Here is a 19,390-nt window from a genome sequence, read left to right on the forward strand (position 1 = left end):
GAGCGTGGGAACGATCTCTGTCAGCGGTTACTTCGCCGCCCAGGAGTTGAAGCGCTGCTCCAGTTGCTCACCGTTGTCAGCCCAGAAGCTGACGTCGATCTGCACCTGGTTGGCGATGTTTTCCGGGGTGGTCGGCATGTCTTTCAAGACATCCTTGGACAACAGCGGTACAGCCTGGGTGTTGGCCGGGCCGTAGGCGATGTTTTCCGAGTAGATCTTTTGCTGCTGCGGTGCCACCGAGAAAGCGATGAATTTCTTCGCAGCTTCGGCGCGGGTCTTGTCCAGACCGCGTGGAATTGCCCACGCGTCGAAGTCGTAGATGCCGCCGTTCCACACCACTTTCAGGTTGCTTTCCTTCTGCACCGCAGCGATCCGACCGTTGTAGGCCGAGCTCATGACCACGTCACCGGAAGCCAGGTACTGCGGCGGCTGGGCGCCGGCCTCCCACCACTGGATGTTCGGCTTGAGTTCGTCGAGCTTCTTGAAGGCACGATCCTGGCCATCTTTGCCGGCCAGCACTTTGTACACGTCTTTCGGCGCGACGCCGTCGGCCATCAAGGCAAATTCCAGGGTGTACTTGGCGCCTTTACGCAGGCCACGCTTGCCTGGGAATTGCTTGGTGTCCCAGAAATCCGCCCAACTGGTCGGTGCGGTTTTCAGTTTGTCGGCGTTGTAGGCCAGCACGGTGGACCACACGAAGAAGCCCACGCCGCAAGGCTGGATGGCGCCCTTGACGTAGTCTTCGGCCTTACCGAACAGAGCCGGGTCCAGTTGCTCGAACATGTCTTCGTCACAACCACGGGACAGCTCCGGGGACTCGACTTCCACCAAGTCCCACGAAACGCTCTTGGTGTCGACCATGGCCTTGACCTTGGCCATTTCACCGTTGTATTCGCCAGCGATGATCTTGCCGTTGCCGGCTGCTTCCCACGGCGCGTAGAAGGCTTTGGCCTGAGCCGCCTTGTTCGCCCCACCGAAAGACACCACAGTCAGGTCCGGGCCCGCCGCCATCGTGCTTGCCGCACCCATCATGCCCAGGGTCAGGGCTGTGAACTTCAGGGATCTCAACATTTATTGTTCTCTCCACGTGCAGGGTTGGTGTTGGTACAGCAGGGGGCGATCAATTCGCCTCTAGAAGGGGATCGAGCGCACGCACATGCTCGACTTGCCAGCCAAGCGGAACCACGTCCCCAACAGCGAGCCCGGGATCGAGTTCGGCAATCGGTTGTTTCACGAAGAAGTCATTCTTGCCACAGACCTCCAGGCGAACCCGGACGTGGTCGCCCAGATAGATGAATTCCGCCACCCTCCCTGAGAAGCGGTTGACACATTGTTCGCTTGCGCCGTTGAGGCTCACCCGCTCCGGGCGGATCGACAGGGTCACCGGCTCGCCGGGTTTGCCGACGTTCACCGCCAGGGCCTCGACCTTTTCACCACGCCCCAGCTCCACCAGGCAACGATCGCCGGTCTGGCTGTGCAGGCGGCCGTTGAGACGGTTGTTCTCGCCGATGAAGTTGGCGACGAAGGTGTTCCTTGGCTCTTCGTAGAGGGTGCGTGGCGGGGCAATCTGCTGGATTTCGCCTTGATGGAACACCGCTACCCGGTCGGACATGGTCAAGGCTTCGCCCTGGTCGTGAGTCACATAGACCACTGTCACACCGAGGCGCTGATGCAGATGCTTGATCTCCATCTGCATGTGTTCACGCAGTTGTTTGTCCAGGGCGCCAAGGGGTTCGTCCATCAGCACCAGTTGCGGTTCGAACACCAGCGCCCGGGCCAGGGCCACGCGCTGTTGCTGGCCGCCGGACAACTGCGCCGGGTAGCGTTGGGCAAACGTGTCCAGTTGGACCATGCTCAAGACGCGCTTGACCCGATCACTCACGTCGCTTTTGTTCAAGCCGCGCACGGTCAGCGGGAAGGCCAGGTTCTCGGCAACGGTCATGTGCGGGAACAAAGCGTAGTTCTGGAACACCATGCCGATGTCACGCTTGTGGGGCGGCACGTTGTTGATGGAGCGTCCGGCCAGCTGAATCTCACCGGCAGTGGGTGTTTCAAACCCGGCGAGCATCATCAGGCTGGTGGTTTTGCCGGAACCGGACGGCCCGAGCAGAGTCAGGAATTCGCCTTTGCGAATGTCCAGGTTGAGGTCCTTGACGATCAGGTTCTCGCCGTCGTAGCTCTTTTGCACACCACGAAAGCTGACCAGCACATCACTGGCCCCCGCGCTTGAATCGACCTGGCTCATACCCGCACCTTTTGTATTGATGACTGCTTGTGAATCAAGCCTAGTGGAGCCTGGGGCCTGCGCAAATCGGGGCGCAGGAGAGAATCGCCTCAGCCGGATGGAAGAGTCGGTGTAGGGATTTCCCTACAAGGATGGCGGGATTGGATAAGGACAGTCGTGAGTTATGAGCTGCAAGCTGCAAGCAGGGACAAAAGCGGTGTTGGGGCGTGTCGCAAATGGATATGCCGACACACTGGCCCTGTGGGAGCGAGCCTGCTCGCGATGGCGGCGGATCAGCCAGCATCGTGGTTGACTGACACACCGCCATCGCGAGCAGGCTCGCTCCCACAAGGGAATCGTGGGGATGCTAGAGCAACCTATGCTCCATCGCATACTTCACCAGTTCCGCCAAGGAAGTGATGTTGAGTTTCTGCATCAGCCGCGCTTTGTGAGTGCTGATGGTTTTGCTGCTCAGGGCCAATTGCTGGGCGATGTCGTTGACGTTGGCCCCTTGGGCCAGGCGCTCGAAGACCGAGAATTCGCGCTCGGACAGCAGCGAGTGCAGCGGTCGGCTGTCGGTCAGGCCCACTTCGAAAACCATGCGGTCGGCCAGTTCCGGGTCGATGTAACGTCCGCCAGCCGCGACCTTGCGAATCGCCATGAGCAGCAAGGCCGGGTCGCTGTCCTTGGTCGCGTAGCCGGCGGCGCCGACCTTCAGCGCGCGCGCCGCCATTTGCGCCTCGTCGTGCATCGACAACACCAGGATGGCCGGCGGATTGTTCAACGCACGGATCCGCGGGATCGCCTCCAGACCATTGACGCCAGGCATGGAGATATCCAACAGCACCACTTCGCAGGGCACATGCCGCAGGGTCTCCAGCAATTGTTCGCCATTGCTCGCCTCCCCCACGACCACCAGGTCCTTCGCCAGGCCGATCAACTGCTTGATGCCTTCGCGCACGATGGTGTGGTCTTCGGCTACCAGTACACGGATCACGTTTTTCTCCAGATTCAGAATCTCATCGCGAGCAGGCTCGCTCCCACAGGGTTGTGCGTGTGTGCATCTCAATCAATGTGGGAGCGAGCCTGCTCGCGATAGCGTCAGCCAAGCCAAGCCAAACAAAAATCATCAGGCCTCATTCACCGGTACCCGCACCGCCAGGGTCGTCCCCTCCCCTGGCTCACTTTCCAACGATAACTGCCCGCCCATGATCAACACCCGCTCCCGCATGCCGACCAGACCAAAGGAGGTCGGCCGACCCGTGGCGGGAACGAATCCTACACCGTCGTCGCTCACCGTCAGACAAAGCTGGTCGTCTTCCTGCACCAGCGTCAGTTCTACAGTATGCGCCTGAGCATGGCGCATCACATTGGTCAGCGCTTCCTGGAGAATTCGAAACAGACCGATGGCCTTGGCGTCGCTCAAGGGCGGCAGATTGTCCGGCACCCGCACCAGGCATGGGATCTGCGTGCGCGCCTCGAAACGCCGCGCCTGCCATTCGATGGCCGAGGCGATGCCCGCATCAAGAATCGGAGGTCGCAATGCCGTCGCCACGTCCCGCACCAACTGGAACAACTGGGCAATCAGGCGCTTCATGCTGTTGAGCCGCTCTTGCAGGCCCGGGTCGAGCTGCGCATAGGCCAGTTCGCACATGGACGTTTCCAGCTTCAAGACGGTCAACATTTGCCCCAACTCGTCGTGGACCTCCCGAGCTATGCGCGCCTTTTCCTCTTCCCGCACGCTCTCCAGGTGCGCCGACAATTCGCGCAGCTGCTCCCTGGAGCTGGCCAGCTCCAGTTCGATGCGCTTGCTTTCGGTGATGTCCCAGACGATACCGTCCCACACGTAAGCGCCGTCTTCGAGACGACGGGTAATGGCCTTGATCTCGGCCCAGCGCTCCCGGCCTTCGCGGGTCAGGATGCGCCCCTGCCACGACCAGTCGCTGTCGCTGTCCAGCGCCTGATCCTGAGTGCGGTGATAACTGGCCTTGTCCTGGGGGTGTACGAGGCTGCGCAGGCCGGTGTCGCTACGGGCCAGGGTCGCGGGCGAATACCCCACGAGGCTTTCGCTGCCCTCACTGATGTAGGCAAAGTCGATCTGCCCGGTTACCGGCGCCCGCTCCAGGCGAAAGACCAGGCCCGGGACGTTGGCAGCGATCCCCTGCAAGCGCGCCTCGCTTTCGCGCAGCGCCGCCAGCGCGCGACGGCGCTCGGTGACGTCGTTTATGTAGACCACCAGGTATTCGGCATCGCGAAAGCGCAGGAAGCTCAAGGAAACATCGGCCGGAAGGATGCTTCCATCAGCCCGCACGCATTCGGTTTCGAAACTCTGTGGCCCCTCCTCGCTGGCCCGGGCGCGTTTCCACAGGTTCAGCCAGCGATCCATGTGCAGGCCCGGTTCGAAGTCGATCAAGGGGCGCTCAATGATCGCGCCCGGCGCATAGCCCAGCATGATTTCGGCGGCGCGGTTGGCATACCGTACATGGCTATCCCAATTGACCCAGAGAATGCCGACAGTGCTTTGGTCGATGGAAAATTGTGTCAGGCGCAGGGCTTCCTCGCTGGCGGCCCGCTGGGCGATGTCATTTCGCGCATTGCGCAGGCGCCGCTCCAGCGCCCTTTGCTCGCGGCGCTGCCAAAACACGATCGCCACGCAGCTCAAGAGCAGGGCCAGCAGCAACAGGGTCAGGTTTTGCCAGAAACCCGGGGTGTCGGTCAGCCGCGGATATTTGGGCTTGAGCCAGCGACTGTGCAGTTGCTCAAGTTCCTTGGCCGGGATCGCCTGCAAACCGCTCTCGATGATGTTGGCCAACTCCGGCCAATCCCGGCGAGTGGCGACGCGCAACAGTTGCGGCAGGCCGATATCGCCTACGACCACCAGCCCGGCGAATTCAGGCTCGACCATCAGTCGCCCCAACTGCGCCTCATCGACCACCGCGTAACCGGCCTGCTGGCTCAACAACAGTTGCAACGCCTGACGCTCCAACGGTACGCCTTGAAGATTCAACGTCGGGTAGTTGCTACGCAAATAATCGGCCGTGGTACTGGGCATGCGCACCGCCACCCGCACTTGAGCATCGAGCTTTTCCAGCTCGACCCCTTCGGCGCCCTTCTTCTGGCCCACGATCAATTGCGGCACGCGCATGTAGGGGTCGGAAAACCGCCAGAGTCGCAGCCCGGCCGGGGTCTGGGTCAGCCCTGGGGCAATATCCACCTCACCGGAGCGCAACGCGGCTTCCAACTGCGCCACGTCCTGGAAATTGCGCCAGGTCAGTTCGACATTCAACGCCTTGCCCAACCACTGCATCAGCTCGACATTGGTGCCGGACAGACGCTGCAAGCGCCGGTCATATTGCGCATAGGGCGCCTGCAACACGAGGCCGACGCGCAGTTGCGGATGCTGGAGCAGCCATTGTCGCTGGCCCGCGTCCAGTTGCACCCCAGTCAACGACGGTGCGGGCGCGGCCCACGCCATCAAGGGAAGCCATAAACAGCCGATAACCCACAGGCAGCAAAAACGCATCATCGAAGTCTCATGCACTGACAAATACTGACCAACCCATTAGGCTGCCGGAAATACTTCTGGTCATGGAATATCCGATGCCCTTTGTTTATCGCCTGGCATTGCCAGCATTGTGCCTGTCGCTGATCCTGCCGAGTGCCTTTTCTGTACAGGCTGAAGAACCGGCCCCCGCGGCGGCGGATCAAGCCACCGAGGAAAAACCGGTCGAGCGTCCGCCTTTGCTCGAGCGCAGCGAGGAAGAAGCGACAGCACTTGAACGGGAGATCCCGGTCCAGGAGCAACAACAGCTACAAACCGGCAGCGACACCTTCCTGGCTCTCTGGAAACCAGCCAACACCAGCGAACCCAAGGGTGCGGTCATCATAGTCCCCGGCGCCGGCGAAACCGCTGACTGGCCTCAAGTGATCGGCCCGATGCGCAAAAAGTTACCGGATATCGAGTGGAGCAGCCTGAGTATCACCCTGCCGGACCTGCAAAGCGACGTCATCGCACCGCGCGTGGTGGAAACACCGCCCGAGACCAAACCGGCCGACGTGGCTGGCGCGGCACCGGACGCCACGACCGCAGCACCGATTGAACAAGTGGCGGGCGGCGAGGCTGACGCTGTAGATCCGGTCGTTGCCCAAACCAGCGAGGAACACCTCCTGGCCGATGCCGAACGTATCTTTGCCCGCATCGATGCCGCACTGGCCTACGCCGAACAGCAGGGCGCCCGCAGTATTGTTCTGCTGGGCCACGGCACCGGCGCCTATTGGGCGGCACGTTACCTGAATGAAAAACAGCCCTCGCAGATCGAGCGTTTCGTGATGGTCGCCGCCCAGACACCGCTCGCAGTCAAGCCCGCCCTGGCCGAACTGACCCCCACCTTGAAGCTGGCCACCGCCGATATGTTCTACATGGACAAACCGCAGGATCGCAATGCAGCGCTGGAGCGTTTACAGGCCAGTAAGCGTCTTAAAGGGTCGAGCTTCAGTCAGGTGTCACTCAAAGCGGTGCCCAACTCATCGGCGCAGCAAGAACAGCTGTTTCGTCGGGTACGGGGTTGGTTGAACCCGCAGAAGCCGGGGGAGTGAGGCTTAGACAAGCCCCAAGCCAGCCACCGTGGTGATCCCCTTCTAGCGAAAGTCCCGGCGCTCGCGGATCAACCGATAGGCGTTGTGCAACTCCCGGGTCTTGTCGGTGGCGTCACGCACTTGCAACGGCGTCGCCCCACTGCCGGCAATCTTGTCCGGGTGGTGACGACTGAGCAGACGGCGATAAGCCCGCTTGATCTGCGACGGCTCGCTGGTGGCCGAAACTCCCAGCAAGCGTAACGCCTCCTGATAGGTCGCGCCGCTGTTGGGCAACGACTGTTTGTGTGGTTCGTAATCCGCCGCCAGTGCCTGGACCTGTTGCGGCGTCCACCCCAGCCATTTGCCCCACTGAGCAAGCAACTCACGCTCGGCTATGCCCGCGCGACCGTCGGCCCAGACCATCCGCCAGCAGGCGCGCAGCACACCCTCAGCCGCATGGGGCTGGGTCGCAAGGCGACGCAAATAACCGCGCAAATGGTCGTTTCCGGTTTTGCCCCGGTTGAATGCGGCGACGGCCCGGCGTTGCGCTGGCTCGCTCAGGTCCAGCGCGCGCATCTCCTGACGCGCCTGCTGGATGTGCCCATCCACCACTCGTCCATCGCTCTTGGCCAGCCGGCCCAGCAATACAAACAGCAACTCATCGTTGCGTAATGCCGGACGGCCACCCAAACGCTCGCGCAGCTGCGCCCAGCCTTGCAGATTAAGTCGCCGATCGAGCGCCTGTCCTAATAACGCTCCCAGCATGGCCCCCGGAATGCTGGCTATGGCAAAGCCCGCCCCGGCTCCAATCAGAGTCCCTGGCCACCACATATCAACGGCTCGCTTCTATCAAGGTTTCAACCTGCGCCAAACGTTCATGAGTCCCCACATCCACCCAGTGTCCCTTCAGGTGCTCGCCGCTGACCTGGCCCTCGGCCATGGCCTTGCGTAGCAGCGGTGCGAGTTTGAACGCGCCGTCCAGGCAACCCTCGAACAACCGCGGATGCAAGACGGCAATGCCGCTGTAGGTCAGTTTGTCGGCAGCCGCCCCGCCATCATGAATCTGTCCGTCGGCCAGGAGGAAATCGCCGCCCGGATGGTGTTCGGGATTATCCACCAGTACCAGGTGCGCCAAGCCGTCCAGAGGTCGGCGCAAGGCGCTGAAATCGTAATCGGTCCAGATGTCGCCGTTGACCACCAGGAACGCCTCGTCGCCCAACAACGGCAGGGCGCGGAAAATGCCACCGCCGGTTTCCAGCGGCTCACCTTCGGGCGAGAAATGAATGCTCACGCCAAAACGTGAACCGTCCCCTAGATAATCTTCGATTTGCTGACCGAGCCAGGCGTGATTGATCACGATGTCCTTGAACCCGGCCCGAACCAAGGCACGCAGATGGTATTCGATCAAGGGAACGCCGCCGGCACGAACCAGCGGTTTAGGCGTGGTAAGGGTCAAGGGCCGCATGCGCTCCCCTTTACCCGCCGCCAGGATCATCGCTTTCATGCCGTCGCTCCGGCCGACTGACGCAGGCTGGAGAGCAACCGATCCAGTTCCGCCAGTTCAGGGCGACGGGCAATGACCGCTTCTATATAGGCAAAGAAGCGCGGCACATCGCCCAGGTAGCGCGGCTTGCCGTCGCGGTGGCAAATACGCGCGAAAATCCCGATGACCTTGAGATGGCGCTGCACGCCCATCAGGTCGCTGGCCCGCAGGAAATCCTCGAAGTCCGGCTGGACCGGGATGCCAAGCGCACCGGCCTGCTGCCAGTAATCCTCGAGCCAGCCACGCACGCGCTCCTCGGGCCAACTGAGAAAGGCATCCTTGAACAGACACGTGACGTCATAGGTCACCGGGCCGTAGACCGCATCCTGAAAGTCCAGTACGCCGGGGTTCGGTTCGCTGAGCATCAGGTTGCGCGGCATGTAGTCGCGATGAACCAGCACTTTGGGCTGAGCCAGCGCGCTGTTGATCAGCAGGTCGCTGGCCTGTTGCCAGAGCGCTTGTTGGGCAGCATCGAATTCGATACCCAGCTCATGCTTGACGTACCACTCAGGAAACAGCTCCAGTTCCCGACGCAGCAAAGCGACGTCGTAGCTGGGCAGTGGCGCGACCATCGGCAGTTGCTGGAAAGCCAGCAGGGCCTGCAGGGCGTCACGGAATAATGGGTCGGCATTGTCGCCGTTGATCACGTCCAGATACGTCTGATTGCCCAGGTCATTGAGCAAAAGAAAACCGCGCTCAAGGTCTTCGGCATAAATTTTTGGCACGTTGATGCCGGATTTAGCCAGCAAAAAAGCAATGTCCACGAAGGGTTTGCAGTTTTCCTGGGGCGGTGGCGCATCCATCACGATCAAACTGCGGCCCTCGCCTTCCCAGCGGAAATAACGGCGAAAACTCGCGTCGCTGCTGGCCGCAGTCAACGTGGCCGGGGGTACGGCGCCCCAGCCCTGCTGAACAAAAAGGATCGGCAGCTGCTCATCGAGCCAAACTTTCAGGTGTTGCAGGCGTACATCTTGGTCAGGCATTGCAAGGGTCTCCGACGGCGCTAGCCGTCAAGCGGGTCATGCTTTATTATCCAGCATCTTTTTCAGACCATCGAGAGGCGTGCGGCCCACACCGCGGGCAGATGGCACGCAGGAAGCCCGGACTAATAAGATGGCATTGAAATCCCCCGCGTTTCGTAAAAAATTTCCGTTGCTGGTCACCGGCAGTCTGCTGGCCCTGCAACCCTTGGCCTCTTCATTCGTCGTCGCGGCAGAGCAGTATGACTGCTCCGTCTCCGCTTCGGGTGCCTGGGACTGTTCGCCCAAGACGCCGGCTGCTGCATTGCCGCCACGTCCGGTGCATGACGGCAGTGCGATTTCCGCCAGCGGCGAGGCCCCGGCCGACAGCAGCTCGGGCGAAGAAGCCGGCGACAAGCCCGTGCTCGTCACCGAAGCCAAAGGCCGCGGCCTGAAGTCTCGCAGTGCGGACTACAGTCACCTGGACTGGGTTCCACGGGAGAACCTCACCCCTGCCCAATTGGCCGAAACCGGTCCTTATTGCGCCGGCGCCTATATCGAGCCCGTTCGTCCTGGCATGAATGACAAGACGGACAAAAGCGACGCTCCGACCTTCCTTGGCGCCAAAGCATCGCGCTACCAGCAGGAAGAGCAGGTGGCAACGCTGGCCGGCGACGTGGTCATGCGTCAAGGCAGCATGCAGGTCGAGGCCGACGAGGCCAACCTGTACCAGGCTGAAAACCGCGGCGAGCTGAGCGGCAACGTGCGCGTTCGCGATAACGGTGCGCTCATCGTCGGCGACCACGCCGATGTGCAGTTGGACACTGGCGAAGCCAAGGTCGACAACGCCGAATACGTGATGCACAAGTCGCGCATCCGCGGTAACGCGCTGTACGCCAAGCGTGCTGAAAACGCGATCATCCGCCTCAAGGACGGTACGTACACCACGTGCGAGCCGGGCAGCAACGCCTGGACACTCAAGGGCAACAACATCACCCTGAACCCGGCTACCGGCTTCGGCACCGCCACCAACGTGACGCTGCGGGTCAAGGACTTCCCGGTCCTGTATACGCCGTACATCTATTTCCCGATCGATGACCGTCGCCAGTCCGGCTTCCTGCCGCCGACCATCGGCACTGGCAGCGATACCGGCTTTTTGCTGGTCACCCCGTATTACTTCAACCTGGCACCCAACTACGATGCCACGTTGTACCCACGTTACATGAGCAAGCGCGGCCTGTTGATGGAAGGCGAATTCCGCTACCTGACCAAGTCCAGCGAAGGTCAGTTCGGTGCGGCGTACCTCAACGATGAAGACGATGAACGCAGCGGCCAGTCCGACTACGACAAGACCCGCTACATGTACAACTGGCAGCACAAGGGCGGGCTCGATTCGCGTGTGCTGACGGAAGTCGACTACACCAAGATCAGCGATCCTTATTACTTCCAGGATCTGCAGTCCGACCAGATTGGTGTCGAGTCAAATGACTACGTGAACCAGCAGGGCGCCGTCAGCTATCGGGGTGACAACTACGTTGCGCGGCTGAATGCCCAGGCTTACCAGATGGCGACGATTTCGAAGATCACGCCGTATAACCGCCTGCCGCAGATCACCTTCATTGGCGACCTGCCGCAGCACCCGTATGGTCTGGATTTCGCCTACAAGACGGAGCTGGTGCGGTTTGATCGAGATTTACGGACCGGCAATTACACCGATGAGGACGGCAACGCCGAGCGATGGCTGGACACCAACGTTCGCGGCCTGGCACGGGCTAACGGCAATCGCCTGAACCTGGCGCCGGTTGTGAGCCTACCAATGGAAGCAAGCTATGGCTTCATCAAGCCGTCGCTTAAATACCAGTACACCCAATACGATCTCGACCTGGATGGCACGGGCAAGTCGCAAATTGCCGCACAGTCTGCCGAGGCTGATCGCCTGCGGGGTACTTATAGTGGCAGCCAGAGCCGCGGCGTCCCAATCGCCAGCATCGACAGCGGTCTGTACTTCGACCGGGACACCCAGTGGTTTGGCAGTAACTACCGTCAAACCCTGGAGCCGCGCCTGTTCTACCTCTATGTTCCGGAGAAAGATCAGAGCGACATCCCGGTTTTCGACACTGGCGAATCCACCTTCAGCTACTCCTCGCTGTTCCGGGACAACCGTTTCTCCGGCTCCGACCGTGTCGGCGACGAGAACAAACTCTCCCTGGGCGTGACCAGCCGCTGGATCCAGGAAAACGGTTTCGAGCGCCAGCGCGTCAGCGTCGGCCAGGCCTTTTACTTCAAGGACCGCGAAGTTCAACTGCCAGGCATCGATTTCAACACGCGTGAAGATGCCAAGTCAGACGTATCTCCTTATGCACTGGAGTACGAATTCCGCTGGAACCGCGATTGGCGAACCACGGCTACGTACAACTGGGACCCGGACACCCGCAGCCCCCGCTCTGGCAGCGCGATGTTCCACTACCAGCCTGAAGACAACCCGAACAAGGTCATCAACGCCGGTTACCGCTACCGCAACGACCAGGTGCGCTACGACCAGACTACTGGCCAATGGTCCGTGGGTGGTGGCGACTATGGCACTCCGGGCACTCCGGGCTACGTGAAGGACTACTACAAGATCCAGCAGCACGACTTCTCGGTCATCTGGCCGGTCGTGCCGCAGTGGAATCTCATCAGCCGCTGGCAGTATGACTACAACCGCAACCGTACCCTGGAAGCCTTCGGTGGTTTCGAATACGACAACTGCTGCTGGAAACTGCGCCTGATCAACCGTTACTGGGTCGACTATGAAGAGTTCAGTCAAGCCGCCCCGGAAAACGAGAAGGGCGACCACGGCATCTTCCTCCAAATTGTCCTGAAGGGACTCGGCGGCCTCACCGGCGCCAAGGTAGAGAGCTTCCTCGACAAAGGCATCCAAGGTTATCGTGAACGTGAAGACCAAGCTTTCTGATTGTCTGCGCCCGCTGATGCTGGGCGCGCTGTTCCTGGGTACTGCGGCCAACGCCGCGGTACAGCCCATCGACAAAGTGGTGGCTATCGTCGACAACGACGTGGTCATGCAAAGCCAGCTGGACCAGCGCGTCCATGAAGTGCAGCAGACCATCGCCAAGCGCGGTGGTGGCTTGCCGCCTCCGGGCGTACTGGATCAACAGGTGCTCGAACGCCTGATCGTCGAAAACCTGCAATTGCAGATTGGCGAACGCTCGGGCATCCGCATCACTGATGAAGAATTGAACCAGGCCGTCGGCACCATTGCCCAGCGCAACAACATGAGCGTCGACCAGTTCCGCGCCGCCCTGGCTCGCGACGGCCTCTCTTACGAGGACGCTCGCGATCAGATCCGCCGCGAGATGATCATCAGCCGTGTGCGCCAGCGTCGTGTAGCCGAACGCATCCAGGTGTCCGAGCAGGAAGTGAAAAACTTCCTCGCCTCCGATCTGGGCAAGATGCAGCTTTCCGAGGAACTGCACCTGGCGAACATCCTGGTTCCTACTCCGGAAAGCGCCAACTCCGAAGCCATCCAGAATGCTTACCGCCAGGCGATGGACATCTACCAGCAGCTCAAGCAAGGCGCCGACTTCGGTCAGATGGCCATTGCCAGGTCTGGCAGTGACAACGCCCTGGAAGGTGGTGATATGGGCTGGCGCAAAGCCGCCCAATTGCCCCCTCCGTTCGATCGCGAACTGAGCAGCATGGCCGTGGGTGACATCACTCAACCAGCCCGCACGCCCGGCGGCTTCATTATCCTCAAGCTGTTGGAAAAGCGCGGTGGCGGTGCTCAGGTGCGTGACGAAGTGCATGTTCGTCATATCCTGATCAAGCCAAGCGAGATCCGCAGCGAAGCCGAGACCCAGCGTCTGGCGCAAAAGCTTTATGAGCGCATCGAAGCGGGTGAAGATTTCGCCGAGCTGGCCAAGAGCTTCTCGGAAGACCCGGGTTCAGCCCTCAACGGCGGCGACCTGAACTGGGTTGACCCGAACGCACTGGTGCCCGAGTTCCGCCAGGTGATGGCCGAGACACCACAAGGCCAGTTGTCCAAGCCGTTCAAGAGCCCTTATGGCTGGCACGTACTGGAAGTCCTTGGCCGCCGCGCCACCGACAGCACCACCCAGGCTCGTGAACAACAGGCGATGACCGTGCTGCGCAACCGCAAATACGACGAAGAGCTGCAAACCTGGCTGCGTCAGATTCGCGATGAAGCCTACGTCGAAATCAAACTCCCTGGTGCAGACCAGGCAGCGCAGTGAAACCCAAGCGTTTCGCGCTGACACCCGGCGAGCCTGCCGGCATCGGTCCCGACCTGTGCCTGCTGCTCGCCTCGCAACCCCAGCCACATCCCCTGATAGCCATCACCAGCCGCGACCTGCTCCTCGAGCGGGCTGCGCAGCTGGGGGTGGTCGTCGACCTGCTGCTGGTGACACCGGGAGCCTGGCCGGATGTCCCGGCACCCGCCAACAGCCTGTATGTCTGGGATACGCCACTGGGCGCCCCGGTGGTTACCGGGCAACTGGACAAAACCAACGCGGCATTCGTCCTGCAAACCCTGACCCGCGCTGGCCAGGGCTGCCTGGACGGGAGCTTCGCCGGCATGATCACCGCTCCGGTGCACAAGGGCGTGATCAACGAATCCGGGATTGCCTTTTCCGGACATACCGAGTTCCTGGCGGACCTGACCCACACCACGCAGGTGGTAATGATGCTCGCCACCCGCGGCCTGCGCGTGGCACTGGTGACCACGCACCTGCCCTTGCGGGACGTCGCCGATGCCATCACCCCGCAACGCCTGGAGCGGGTCACGCGGATATTGCACGCCGACCTGCAGGAAAAGTTCGGCATCGCCCGGCCCCGTATCCTGGTGTGCGGGCTCAACCCCCATGCCGGTGAAGGCGGACATCTGGGCCATGAAGAAATCGACACCATAGAACCCACCTTGGAGCGCTTGCGCAGCGAGGGCATGGACCTGCGTGGCCCGCTGCCTGCCGACACTCTGTTCACCCCCAAATATCTGGAGCACTGCGACGCGGTGCTGGCGATGTACCACGATCAGGGCCTGCCCGTACTGAAGTACAAAGGCTTCGGCGCGGCAGTCAACGTAACCCTGGGCCTGCCGATCATCCGCACATCGGTGGACCATGGCACCGCCCTGGACCTGGCCGGCAGTGGCAGGATCGATACCGGCAGCCTGCAGGTCGCCTTGGAAACCGCCTACCAGATGGCCGAGACCCATTTATGACCGAGCAATACCAACACCGCGCGCGTAAGCGCTTCGGCCAGAACTTCCTGCATGACGCTGGCGTAATCGATCGCATCCTGCGCTCCATCAATGCCAAACCCGACGATCGCCTGCTGGAGATTGGCCCGGGCCAGGGCGCGCTGACCGAAGGCCTGCTCGGCAGCGGTGCGCAACTGGATGTGGTGGAACTGGACAAGGATCTGATCCCGATCCTCAACCAGCAGTTCGCTGGCATGAGCAATTTCAACCTGCACCAGGGCGACGCGCTGAAGTTTGACTTCAATAGCCTGGAGGCTGCGCCCAATAGCCTGCGGGTGGTGGGGAATCTGCCGTACAACATCTCCACGCCGCTGATCTTTCATCTGCTGAGCAACGCTGGCCTGATCCGCGACATGCACTTCATGTTGCAAAAAGAGGTGGTCGAACGGCTCGCTGCTGGCCCTGGCGGCGGTGACTGGGGTCGCCTGTCGATCATGGTTCAGTACCATTGCCGGGTAGAACATCTGTTCAACGTAGGCCCTGGGGCATTCAACCCGCCCCCCAAAGTCGACTCGGCCATCGTCCGCCTGGTACCCCATGCCGTCCTGCCGCACCCGGCCAAGGATCATCGCCTGCTGGAGCGCGTCGTACGCGAAGCTTTCAATCAGCGTCGCAAAACCCTGCGCAACACCCTGAAGCTATTGCTCAGCAGCGCCGAAATCGAAGCCGCCGGCGTTGACGGCAGCCTGCGTCCCGAGCAATTGGACCTGGCGGCGTTCGTGCGCCTGGCCGACAAACTCAGCGAACAGGTAACGCCCAAAGCCGACGCCATCTGACAAGCTCATCGCTATCGGGTGGGACGTCTGGTCTACTACCCGATACATGGCCTAGACTGATCTTCTCAGCTACGCCCGCGTCCCGCTTCGCTTTTAAGGCCTTTTTGCATGTCCGATCTTCGTTATCAGGTCGACGTCAGCGTCGCCACCCGCTTTCTGGCAGAACAGTCGCAACCCGAGCACAACCGTTTCGCCTTCGCCTATACCATTACCGTGAGCAACAACGGCTCATTGCCAGCCCGCCTGCTATCACGCCACTGGGTCATCACCGACGGCGATGGTCATGTTGAGCACGTGCGGGGCGAGGGTGTGGTCGGTCAGCAACCGCTGATCGACGCTGGAAAAAGCCACAGCTACAGCAGCGGGACGGTGATGACGACCAAGGTCGGCACCATGCAGGGCACGTACCAAATGCTGGCGGAGGACGGCACGCGTTTCGACGCGATCATCAAGCCGTTTCGCCTGGCGGTACCCGGAGCCCTGCACTGATGGCGACGTATGCGGTCGGCGATCTGCAAGGTTGCCTGGACCCGCTCAAATGCCTGCTGGAACGGGTCGCCTTCGACCCACAGAAAGACACGCTGTGGCTGGTGGGCGATCTGGTCAATCGCGGCCCACAATCGCTTGAGACCTTGCGCTTTCTCTACAACATCCGCGATTCACTGGTCTGCGTGCTCGGCAATCACGACCTGCACCTGCTGGCCGCCTGGCAGAACATCGAGCGCCTGAAAAAATCCGATACCTTGAGCGAGATCCTCGATGCCCCCGATTGCGTCGAGCTGCTGGAATGGCTGCGCCTGCAAAAGCTCATGCACTACGACGAGCAACGCAATCTGGCGCTGGTGCACGCCGGCATCCCACCCCAGTGGTCCTTGCGCAAGGCGCTCAAGTACGCCGGCGAAGTCGAACACGCGCTGCGCGACGACAACCTGTTCGGCCCCTACCTGGATGGCATGTACGGCAATGAACCGGTCAAATGGGACAACGATCTCACCGGCACCGCCCGTCTGCGAGTCATCACCAATTATTTCACCCGCATGCGCTTCTGCACCCGCGACGGTAAGCTGGACCTCAAGGGCAAGGAAGGCATCGAGACCGCGCCACCTGGCTACGCCCCTTGGTTCAAACACAAAGAGCGCAAGACCCGTAATCTGAAGATCATTTTCGGGCACTGGGCGGCACTGGAAGGCCAATCCGACGAACCTGGGGTTTTCGCCCTCGACACCGGATGCGTATGGGGTAGCGCGATGACGCTGATGAACGTCGACTCTGGCGAGCAACTGCGTTGCGAGTGTGACGAACAGGGTCACGCCAAATCCCTTCATCATCCGACCATTGCATCAGTAACGGCCGCTACCATCGTTTGATCGATGCCGCGCGTCAGGCTACAGGAGTCCCAAATGACCGCTTTTAAACGCATCCCCCCAGAGCAGGCCCAGGCCCTGCGTGAAACAGGCGCGGTTGTCGTCGACGTTCGAGATCCGGCCACCTTCGCCGCCCTGCACATCAGCGGCTCGACCCATCTGGATAACCACTCCCTCTCCGATTTCATCCGCAATGCGGACCTCGATGCCCCCGTGGTGGTGGTCTGTTATCACGGCAATTCCAGCCAGAGCGCAGCCGCTTACCTGGTCAGCCAAGGCTTCTCCGATGTCTATAGCCTGGACGGCGGTTTTGAGCTGTGGCGCACGACTTATCCTGCAGAAACAGCCCCAGGTAACCCGGAATAATTTTTATGACGCCCAAGCCCACGTGAACCGCGGGTTTGGGTGATGGCGGACGAACGGTCTGCCACAACTAATTACGCATTCAACCTTTACCTCTCCGATTCCGAACTATCCTTAGCCTCAGGCCATCCAAAACAGGGGAGAGCCGGTACACCGGCGCGCGGGTTCATCGGGAGACAGCTTTCAGGAGACGGCATTTCTGAAAGCATTCTGGGGGGTAAACGGCAGCTGGGTTCCCAGCGGCCGACCAGCATCGACTGATTGATCCGACACCGGCTCCACGTATCGAGCGAGGTGACGTCATGAGTATTTTTAGCCACTTCCAGCAACGTTTCGAGTCCACGCGGCAGGAGGAATACTCGCTGCAGGAATACCTCGATCTCTGCAAGCAGGACCGCAGCGCCTACGCATCGGCTGCGGAACGCCTGTTGCTGGCAATCGGAGAACCGGAACTGCTGGATACCTCGGCCAATTCGAGGCTTTCGCGGATCTTTTCCAACAAGGTGATTCGCCGCTATCCGACCTTCCAGGACTTCCATGGCATGGAAGAGTGCATCGACCAGATCGTGTCCTATTTCCGCCACGCAGCTCAGGGTCTGGAAGAAAAGAAACAGATCCTGTACCTGCTTGGTCCCGTCGGCGGCGGTAAATCGTCCCTGGCCGAGAAGCTCAAGGAACTGATCGAAAAGGTGCCCTTCTACGCCATCAAGGGTTCTCCCGTGTTCGAATCCCCCCTGGGGCTGTTCAACGCTACCGAAGATGGCGCGATTCTGGAGGAAGACTTCGGTATTCCGCGCCGCTACCTCAATACCATCATGTCGCCATGGGCCACCAAGCGCCTGGCCGAGTTCGGCGGTGACATCAGCCAGTTCCGGGTGGTCAAGCTCTACCCTTCGATCCTCAACCAGATCGCGGTGGCCAAGACCGAACCGGGGGATGAAAACAACCAGGACATTTCGGCCCTCGTGGGCAAGGTCGATATCCGCAAGCTGGAAGAGTTTCCTCAAAACGACGCCGACGCCTACAGCTATTCGGGTGCGCTGTGCCGGGCCAACCAAGGCCTGATGGAATTCGTCGAAATGTTCAAGGCGCCCATCAAAGTGCTGCACCCCCTGCTGACCGCAACCCAGGAAGGCAACTACAACAGCACTGAAGGCCTCGGGGCGATTCCGTTCAGCGGCATCCTGCTGGCGCACTCCAACGAATCGGAATGGCACACCTTCCGCAACAACAAGAACAACGAAGCCTTCATCGACCGGATCTACATCGTCAAGGTGCCCTACTGCCTGCGAGTCACCGATGAGGTCAAGATCTACGACAAGCTCCTGTTCAACAGCTCGTTGTCCAAGGCCCACTGCGCCCCCGACACACTGAAGATGCTTGCCCAGTTCACGGTGCTGTCGCGCCTGAAGGAGCCGGAAAACTCCAACATCTATTCGAAGATGCGCGTCTATGACGGTGAGAACCTCAAGGACACTGATCCGAAGGCCAAGTCGATCCAGGAATACCGCGACAACGCGGGGGTCGACGAAGGGATGAATGGTCTGTCCACGCGTTTTGCCTTCAAGATTCTGTCCAAGGTCTTCAACTTCGATCCACACGAGATCGCAGCCAACCCGGTTCACCTGCTGTATGTGCTGGAACAGCAGATCGAGCAGGAACAATTCCAGGCGGAAACCCGCGAGCGTTACCTGCGTTTCCTGAAGGAGTATCTGGCTCCGCGTTATATCGAGTTCATCGGCAAGGAAATCCAGACCGCGTACCTGGAGTCCTACAGCGAATATGGGCAGAACATCTTCGATCGCTACGTGCTTTACGCGGACTTCTGGATCCAGGATCAGGAATACCGCGATCCGGAAACCGGCGAAATCCTCAACCGCGTGGCGCTGAACGAGGAACTGGAAAAAATCGAGAAACCGGCCGGGATCAGCAACCCCAAGGATTTCCGCAACGAAATCGTCAACTTCGTCTTGCGGGCCCGGGCCAACAACAACGGCAAGAACCCGACCTGGCTCAGCTACGAGAAGCTGCGGGTGGTCATCGAGAAGAAAATGTTCTCCAACACCGAAGACCTGCTGCCAGTCATCAGTTTCAACGCCAAGGCCAGCAAGGAGGACCAGCAAAAACACAACGACTTCGTCACACGCATGGTCGAACGTGGCTACACCGACAAACAGGTACGACTGCTCTCCGAGTGGTACCTGCGGGTCCGGAAATCGCAGTGAGGCAGTGAAGCAGCGGCAAGCTTCAAGCCTTGAGCTGCAGGGGCGCTCACCGTCCCTGCGCTTGCGGCTTGCAGCTTGAAGCTGAG

16 protein-coding genes are annotated in these 19,390 nt (G+C 60.7%); 9 read left to right on the plus strand and 7 right to left on the minus strand.

Annotated features, from left to right (window positions below):
* Nucleotides 1-27: 27 nt before the first annotated feature.
* The 4 genes from AC3I65_RS23810 to AC3I65_RS23825 all read right to left on the minus strand — a co-directional run bounded on the left by AC3I65_RS23810 (nucleotide 28) and on the right by AC3I65_RS23825 (nucleotide 5,750).
* Nucleotides 28-1,071 carry an ABC transporter substrate-binding protein gene (locus AC3I65_RS23810; RefSeq protein ID WP_305466875.1) on the minus strand — a complete coding sequence of 348 codons (1,044 nt, stop codon included), beginning with the start codon at nucleotides 1,069-1,071 and terminating at the stop codon, nucleotides 28-30.
* 49 nt (nucleotides 1,072-1,120) lie between these two features.
* Nucleotides 1,121-2,245, minus strand: coding sequence for an ABC transporter ATP-binding protein (locus AC3I65_RS23815; protein ID WP_047228062.1), 1,125 nt, complete (start codon nucleotides 2,243-2,245; stop codon nucleotides 1,121-1,123).
* Nucleotides 2,246-2,591: 346 nt separating this feature from the next.
* Nucleotides 2,592-3,221 carry a response regulator gene (locus AC3I65_RS23820; RefSeq protein WP_047228063.1) on the minus strand — a complete coding sequence of 210 codons (630 nt, stop codon included), beginning with the start codon at nucleotides 3,219-3,221 and terminating at the stop codon, nucleotides 2,592-2,594.
* Between the two features lie 132 nt (nucleotides 3,222-3,353).
* Nucleotides 3,354-5,750 (minus strand): PAS domain-containing sensor histidine kinase, encoded by a 2,397-nt coding sequence (locus AC3I65_RS23825; RefSeq protein WP_488524221.1) that lies wholly within the window; start codon nucleotides 5,748-5,750, stop codon nucleotides 3,354-3,356.
* Between the two features lie 74 nt (nucleotides 5,751-5,824).
* On the opposite strand from AC3I65_RS23825, the gene AC3I65_RS23830 reads away from it, so the two are divergent.
* Entirely contained in the window at nucleotides 5,825-6,820 is a 996-nt protein-coding gene (locus AC3I65_RS23830; protein WP_305466876.1) for an alpha/beta hydrolase family protein, read from the plus strand.
* A 42-nt stretch (nucleotides 6,821-6,862) separates the two neighbouring features.
* On the opposite strand, the gene AC3I65_RS23835 is transcribed toward AC3I65_RS23830, so the two are convergent.
* Genes AC3I65_RS23835 through AC3I65_RS23845 form a run of 3 tightly spaced genes read right to left on the minus strand, consistent with a single transcriptional unit; the run spans nucleotide 6,863 to nucleotide 9,325 of the window.
* Nucleotides 6,863-7,630, minus strand: a complete 768-nt coding sequence (locus AC3I65_RS23835; RefSeq protein WP_047228066.1) for a TerB family tellurite resistance protein — start codon at nucleotides 7,628-7,630, stop codon at nucleotides 6,863-6,865.
* Nucleotide 7,631: 1 nt separating this feature from the next.
* Nucleotides 7,632-8,303: an N-acetylmuramate alpha-1-phosphate uridylyltransferase MurU gene (gene murU / locus AC3I65_RS23840; protein ID WP_047228067.1), complete on the minus strand. Its 672-nt coding sequence runs from the start codon at nucleotides 8,301-8,303 to the stop codon at nucleotides 7,632-7,634.
* Nucleotides 8,300-9,325, minus strand: coding sequence for an aminoglycoside phosphotransferase family protein (locus AC3I65_RS23845; RefSeq protein ID WP_305466877.1), 1,026 nt, complete (start codon nucleotides 9,323-9,325; stop codon nucleotides 8,300-8,302). Before AC3I65_RS23845 ends, murU begins: the two co-directional genes overlap by 4 nt.
* Nucleotides 9,326-9,455: 130 nt before the next feature.
* Between AC3I65_RS23845 and AC3I65_RS23850 the strand changes: the two genes are divergently transcribed.
* The 8 genes from AC3I65_RS23850 (at nucleotide 9,456) to AC3I65_RS23885 (ending at nucleotide 19,304) form a co-directional block, all read left to right on the plus strand.
* A complete protein-coding gene (locus tag AC3I65_RS23850; protein ID WP_305466878.1) occupies nucleotides 9,456-12,254 on the plus strand; it encodes an LPS-assembly protein LptD in 2,799 nt (932 codons plus the stop codon).
* On the plus strand, nucleotides 12,235-13,551 hold the full coding sequence (surA, locus tag AC3I65_RS23855) for a peptidylprolyl isomerase SurA (RefSeq protein WP_155417177.1): 1,317 nt from the start codon (nucleotides 12,235-12,237) through the stop codon (nucleotides 13,549-13,551). Before AC3I65_RS23850 ends, surA begins: the two co-directional genes overlap by 20 nt.
* Complete coding sequence (pdxA, locus tag AC3I65_RS23860) at nucleotides 13,548-14,537, plus strand: 4-hydroxythreonine-4-phosphate dehydrogenase PdxA (RefSeq protein ID WP_160893922.1); 990 nt, start codon at nucleotides 13,548-13,550, stop codon at nucleotides 14,535-14,537. Before surA ends, pdxA begins: the two co-directional genes overlap by 4 nt.
* Nucleotides 14,534-15,352, plus strand: coding sequence for a 16S rRNA (adenine(1518)-N(6)/adenine(1519)-N(6))-dimethyltransferase RsmA (rsmA, locus tag AC3I65_RS23865; RefSeq protein ID WP_047228071.1), 819 nt, complete (start codon nucleotides 14,534-14,536; stop codon nucleotides 15,350-15,352). Before pdxA ends, rsmA begins: the two co-directional genes overlap by 4 nt.
* Before the next feature lie 108 nt (nucleotides 15,353-15,460).
* Nucleotides 15,461-15,841, plus strand: a complete 381-nt coding sequence (gene apaG, locus AC3I65_RS23870) for a Co2+/Mg2+ efflux protein ApaG (protein WP_047228072.1) — start codon at nucleotides 15,461-15,463, stop codon at nucleotides 15,839-15,841.
* Complete coding sequence (locus tag AC3I65_RS23875) at nucleotides 15,841-16,719, plus strand: symmetrical bis(5'-nucleosyl)-tetraphosphatase (RefSeq protein WP_107322998.1); 879 nt, start codon at nucleotides 15,841-15,843, stop codon at nucleotides 16,717-16,719. Before apaG ends, AC3I65_RS23875 begins: the two co-directional genes overlap by 1 nt.
* A gap of 33 nt (nucleotides 16,720-16,752) precedes the next feature.
* A complete protein-coding gene (gene glpE / locus AC3I65_RS23880) occupies nucleotides 16,753-17,082 on the plus strand; it encodes a thiosulfate sulfurtransferase GlpE (protein WP_047228074.1) in 330 nt (109 codons plus the stop codon).
* A gap of 299 nt (nucleotides 17,083-17,381) precedes the next feature.
* Entirely contained in the window at nucleotides 17,382-19,304 is a 1,923-nt protein-coding gene (locus tag AC3I65_RS23885; protein WP_047228075.1) for a PrkA family serine protein kinase, read from the plus strand.
* Nucleotides 19,305-19,390 lie beyond the last annotated feature (86 nt).

This window comes from Pseudomonas sp. N-1-13, from assembly GCF_057787095.1.

Excerpts from the sequence above, each read along its gene's own strand:
- AC3I65_RS23810 (WP_305466875.1), bottom strand. The coding sequence starts at position 1,071 with ATGTTGAGATCCCTGAAGTTCACAGCCCTGACCCTGGGCATGATGGGT.
- AC3I65_RS23815 (WP_047228062.1), bottom strand. The coding sequence starts at position 2,245 with ATGAGCCAGGTCGATTCAAGCGCGGGGGCCAGTGATGTGCTGGTCAGC.
- AC3I65_RS23825 (WP_488524221.1), bottom strand. The coding sequence starts at position 5,750 with ATGATGCGTTTTTGCTGCCTGTGGGTTATCGGCTGTTTATGGCTTCCC.
- AC3I65_RS23830 (WP_305466876.1), top strand. The coding sequence starts at position 5,825 with ATGCCCTTTGTTTATCGCCTGGCATTGCCAGCATTGTGCCTGTCGCTG.
- AC3I65_RS23835 (WP_047228066.1), bottom strand. The coding sequence starts at position 7,630 with ATGTGGTGGCCAGGGACTCTGATTGGAGCCGGGGCGGGCTTTGCCATA.
- murU (WP_047228067.1), bottom strand. The coding sequence starts at position 8,303 with ATGAAAGCGATGATCCTGGCGGCGGGTAAAGGGGAGCGCATGCGGCCC.
- AC3I65_RS23845 (WP_305466877.1), bottom strand. The coding sequence starts at position 9,325 with ATGCCTGACCAAGATGTACGCCTGCAACACCTGAAAGTTTGGCTCGAT.
- AC3I65_RS23850 (WP_305466878.1), top strand. The coding sequence starts at position 9,456 with ATGGCATTGAAATCCCCCGCGTTTCGTAAAAAATTTCCGTTGCTGGTC.
- rsmA (WP_047228071.1), top strand. The coding sequence starts at position 14,534 with ATGACCGAGCAATACCAACACCGCGCGCGTAAGCGCTTCGGCCAGAAC.
- apaG (WP_047228072.1), top strand. The coding sequence starts at position 15,461 with ATGTCCGATCTTCGTTATCAGGTCGACGTCAGCGTCGCCACCCGCTTT.
- AC3I65_RS23875 (WP_107322998.1), top strand. The coding sequence starts at position 15,841 with ATGGCGACGTATGCGGTCGGCGATCTGCAAGGTTGCCTGGACCCGCTC.
- glpE (WP_047228074.1), top strand. The coding sequence starts at position 16,753 with ATGACCGCTTTTAAACGCATCCCCCCAGAGCAGGCCCAGGCCCTGCGT.
- AC3I65_RS23885 (WP_047228075.1), top strand. The coding sequence starts at position 17,382 with ATGAGTATTTTTAGCCACTTCCAGCAACGTTTCGAGTCCACGCGGCAG.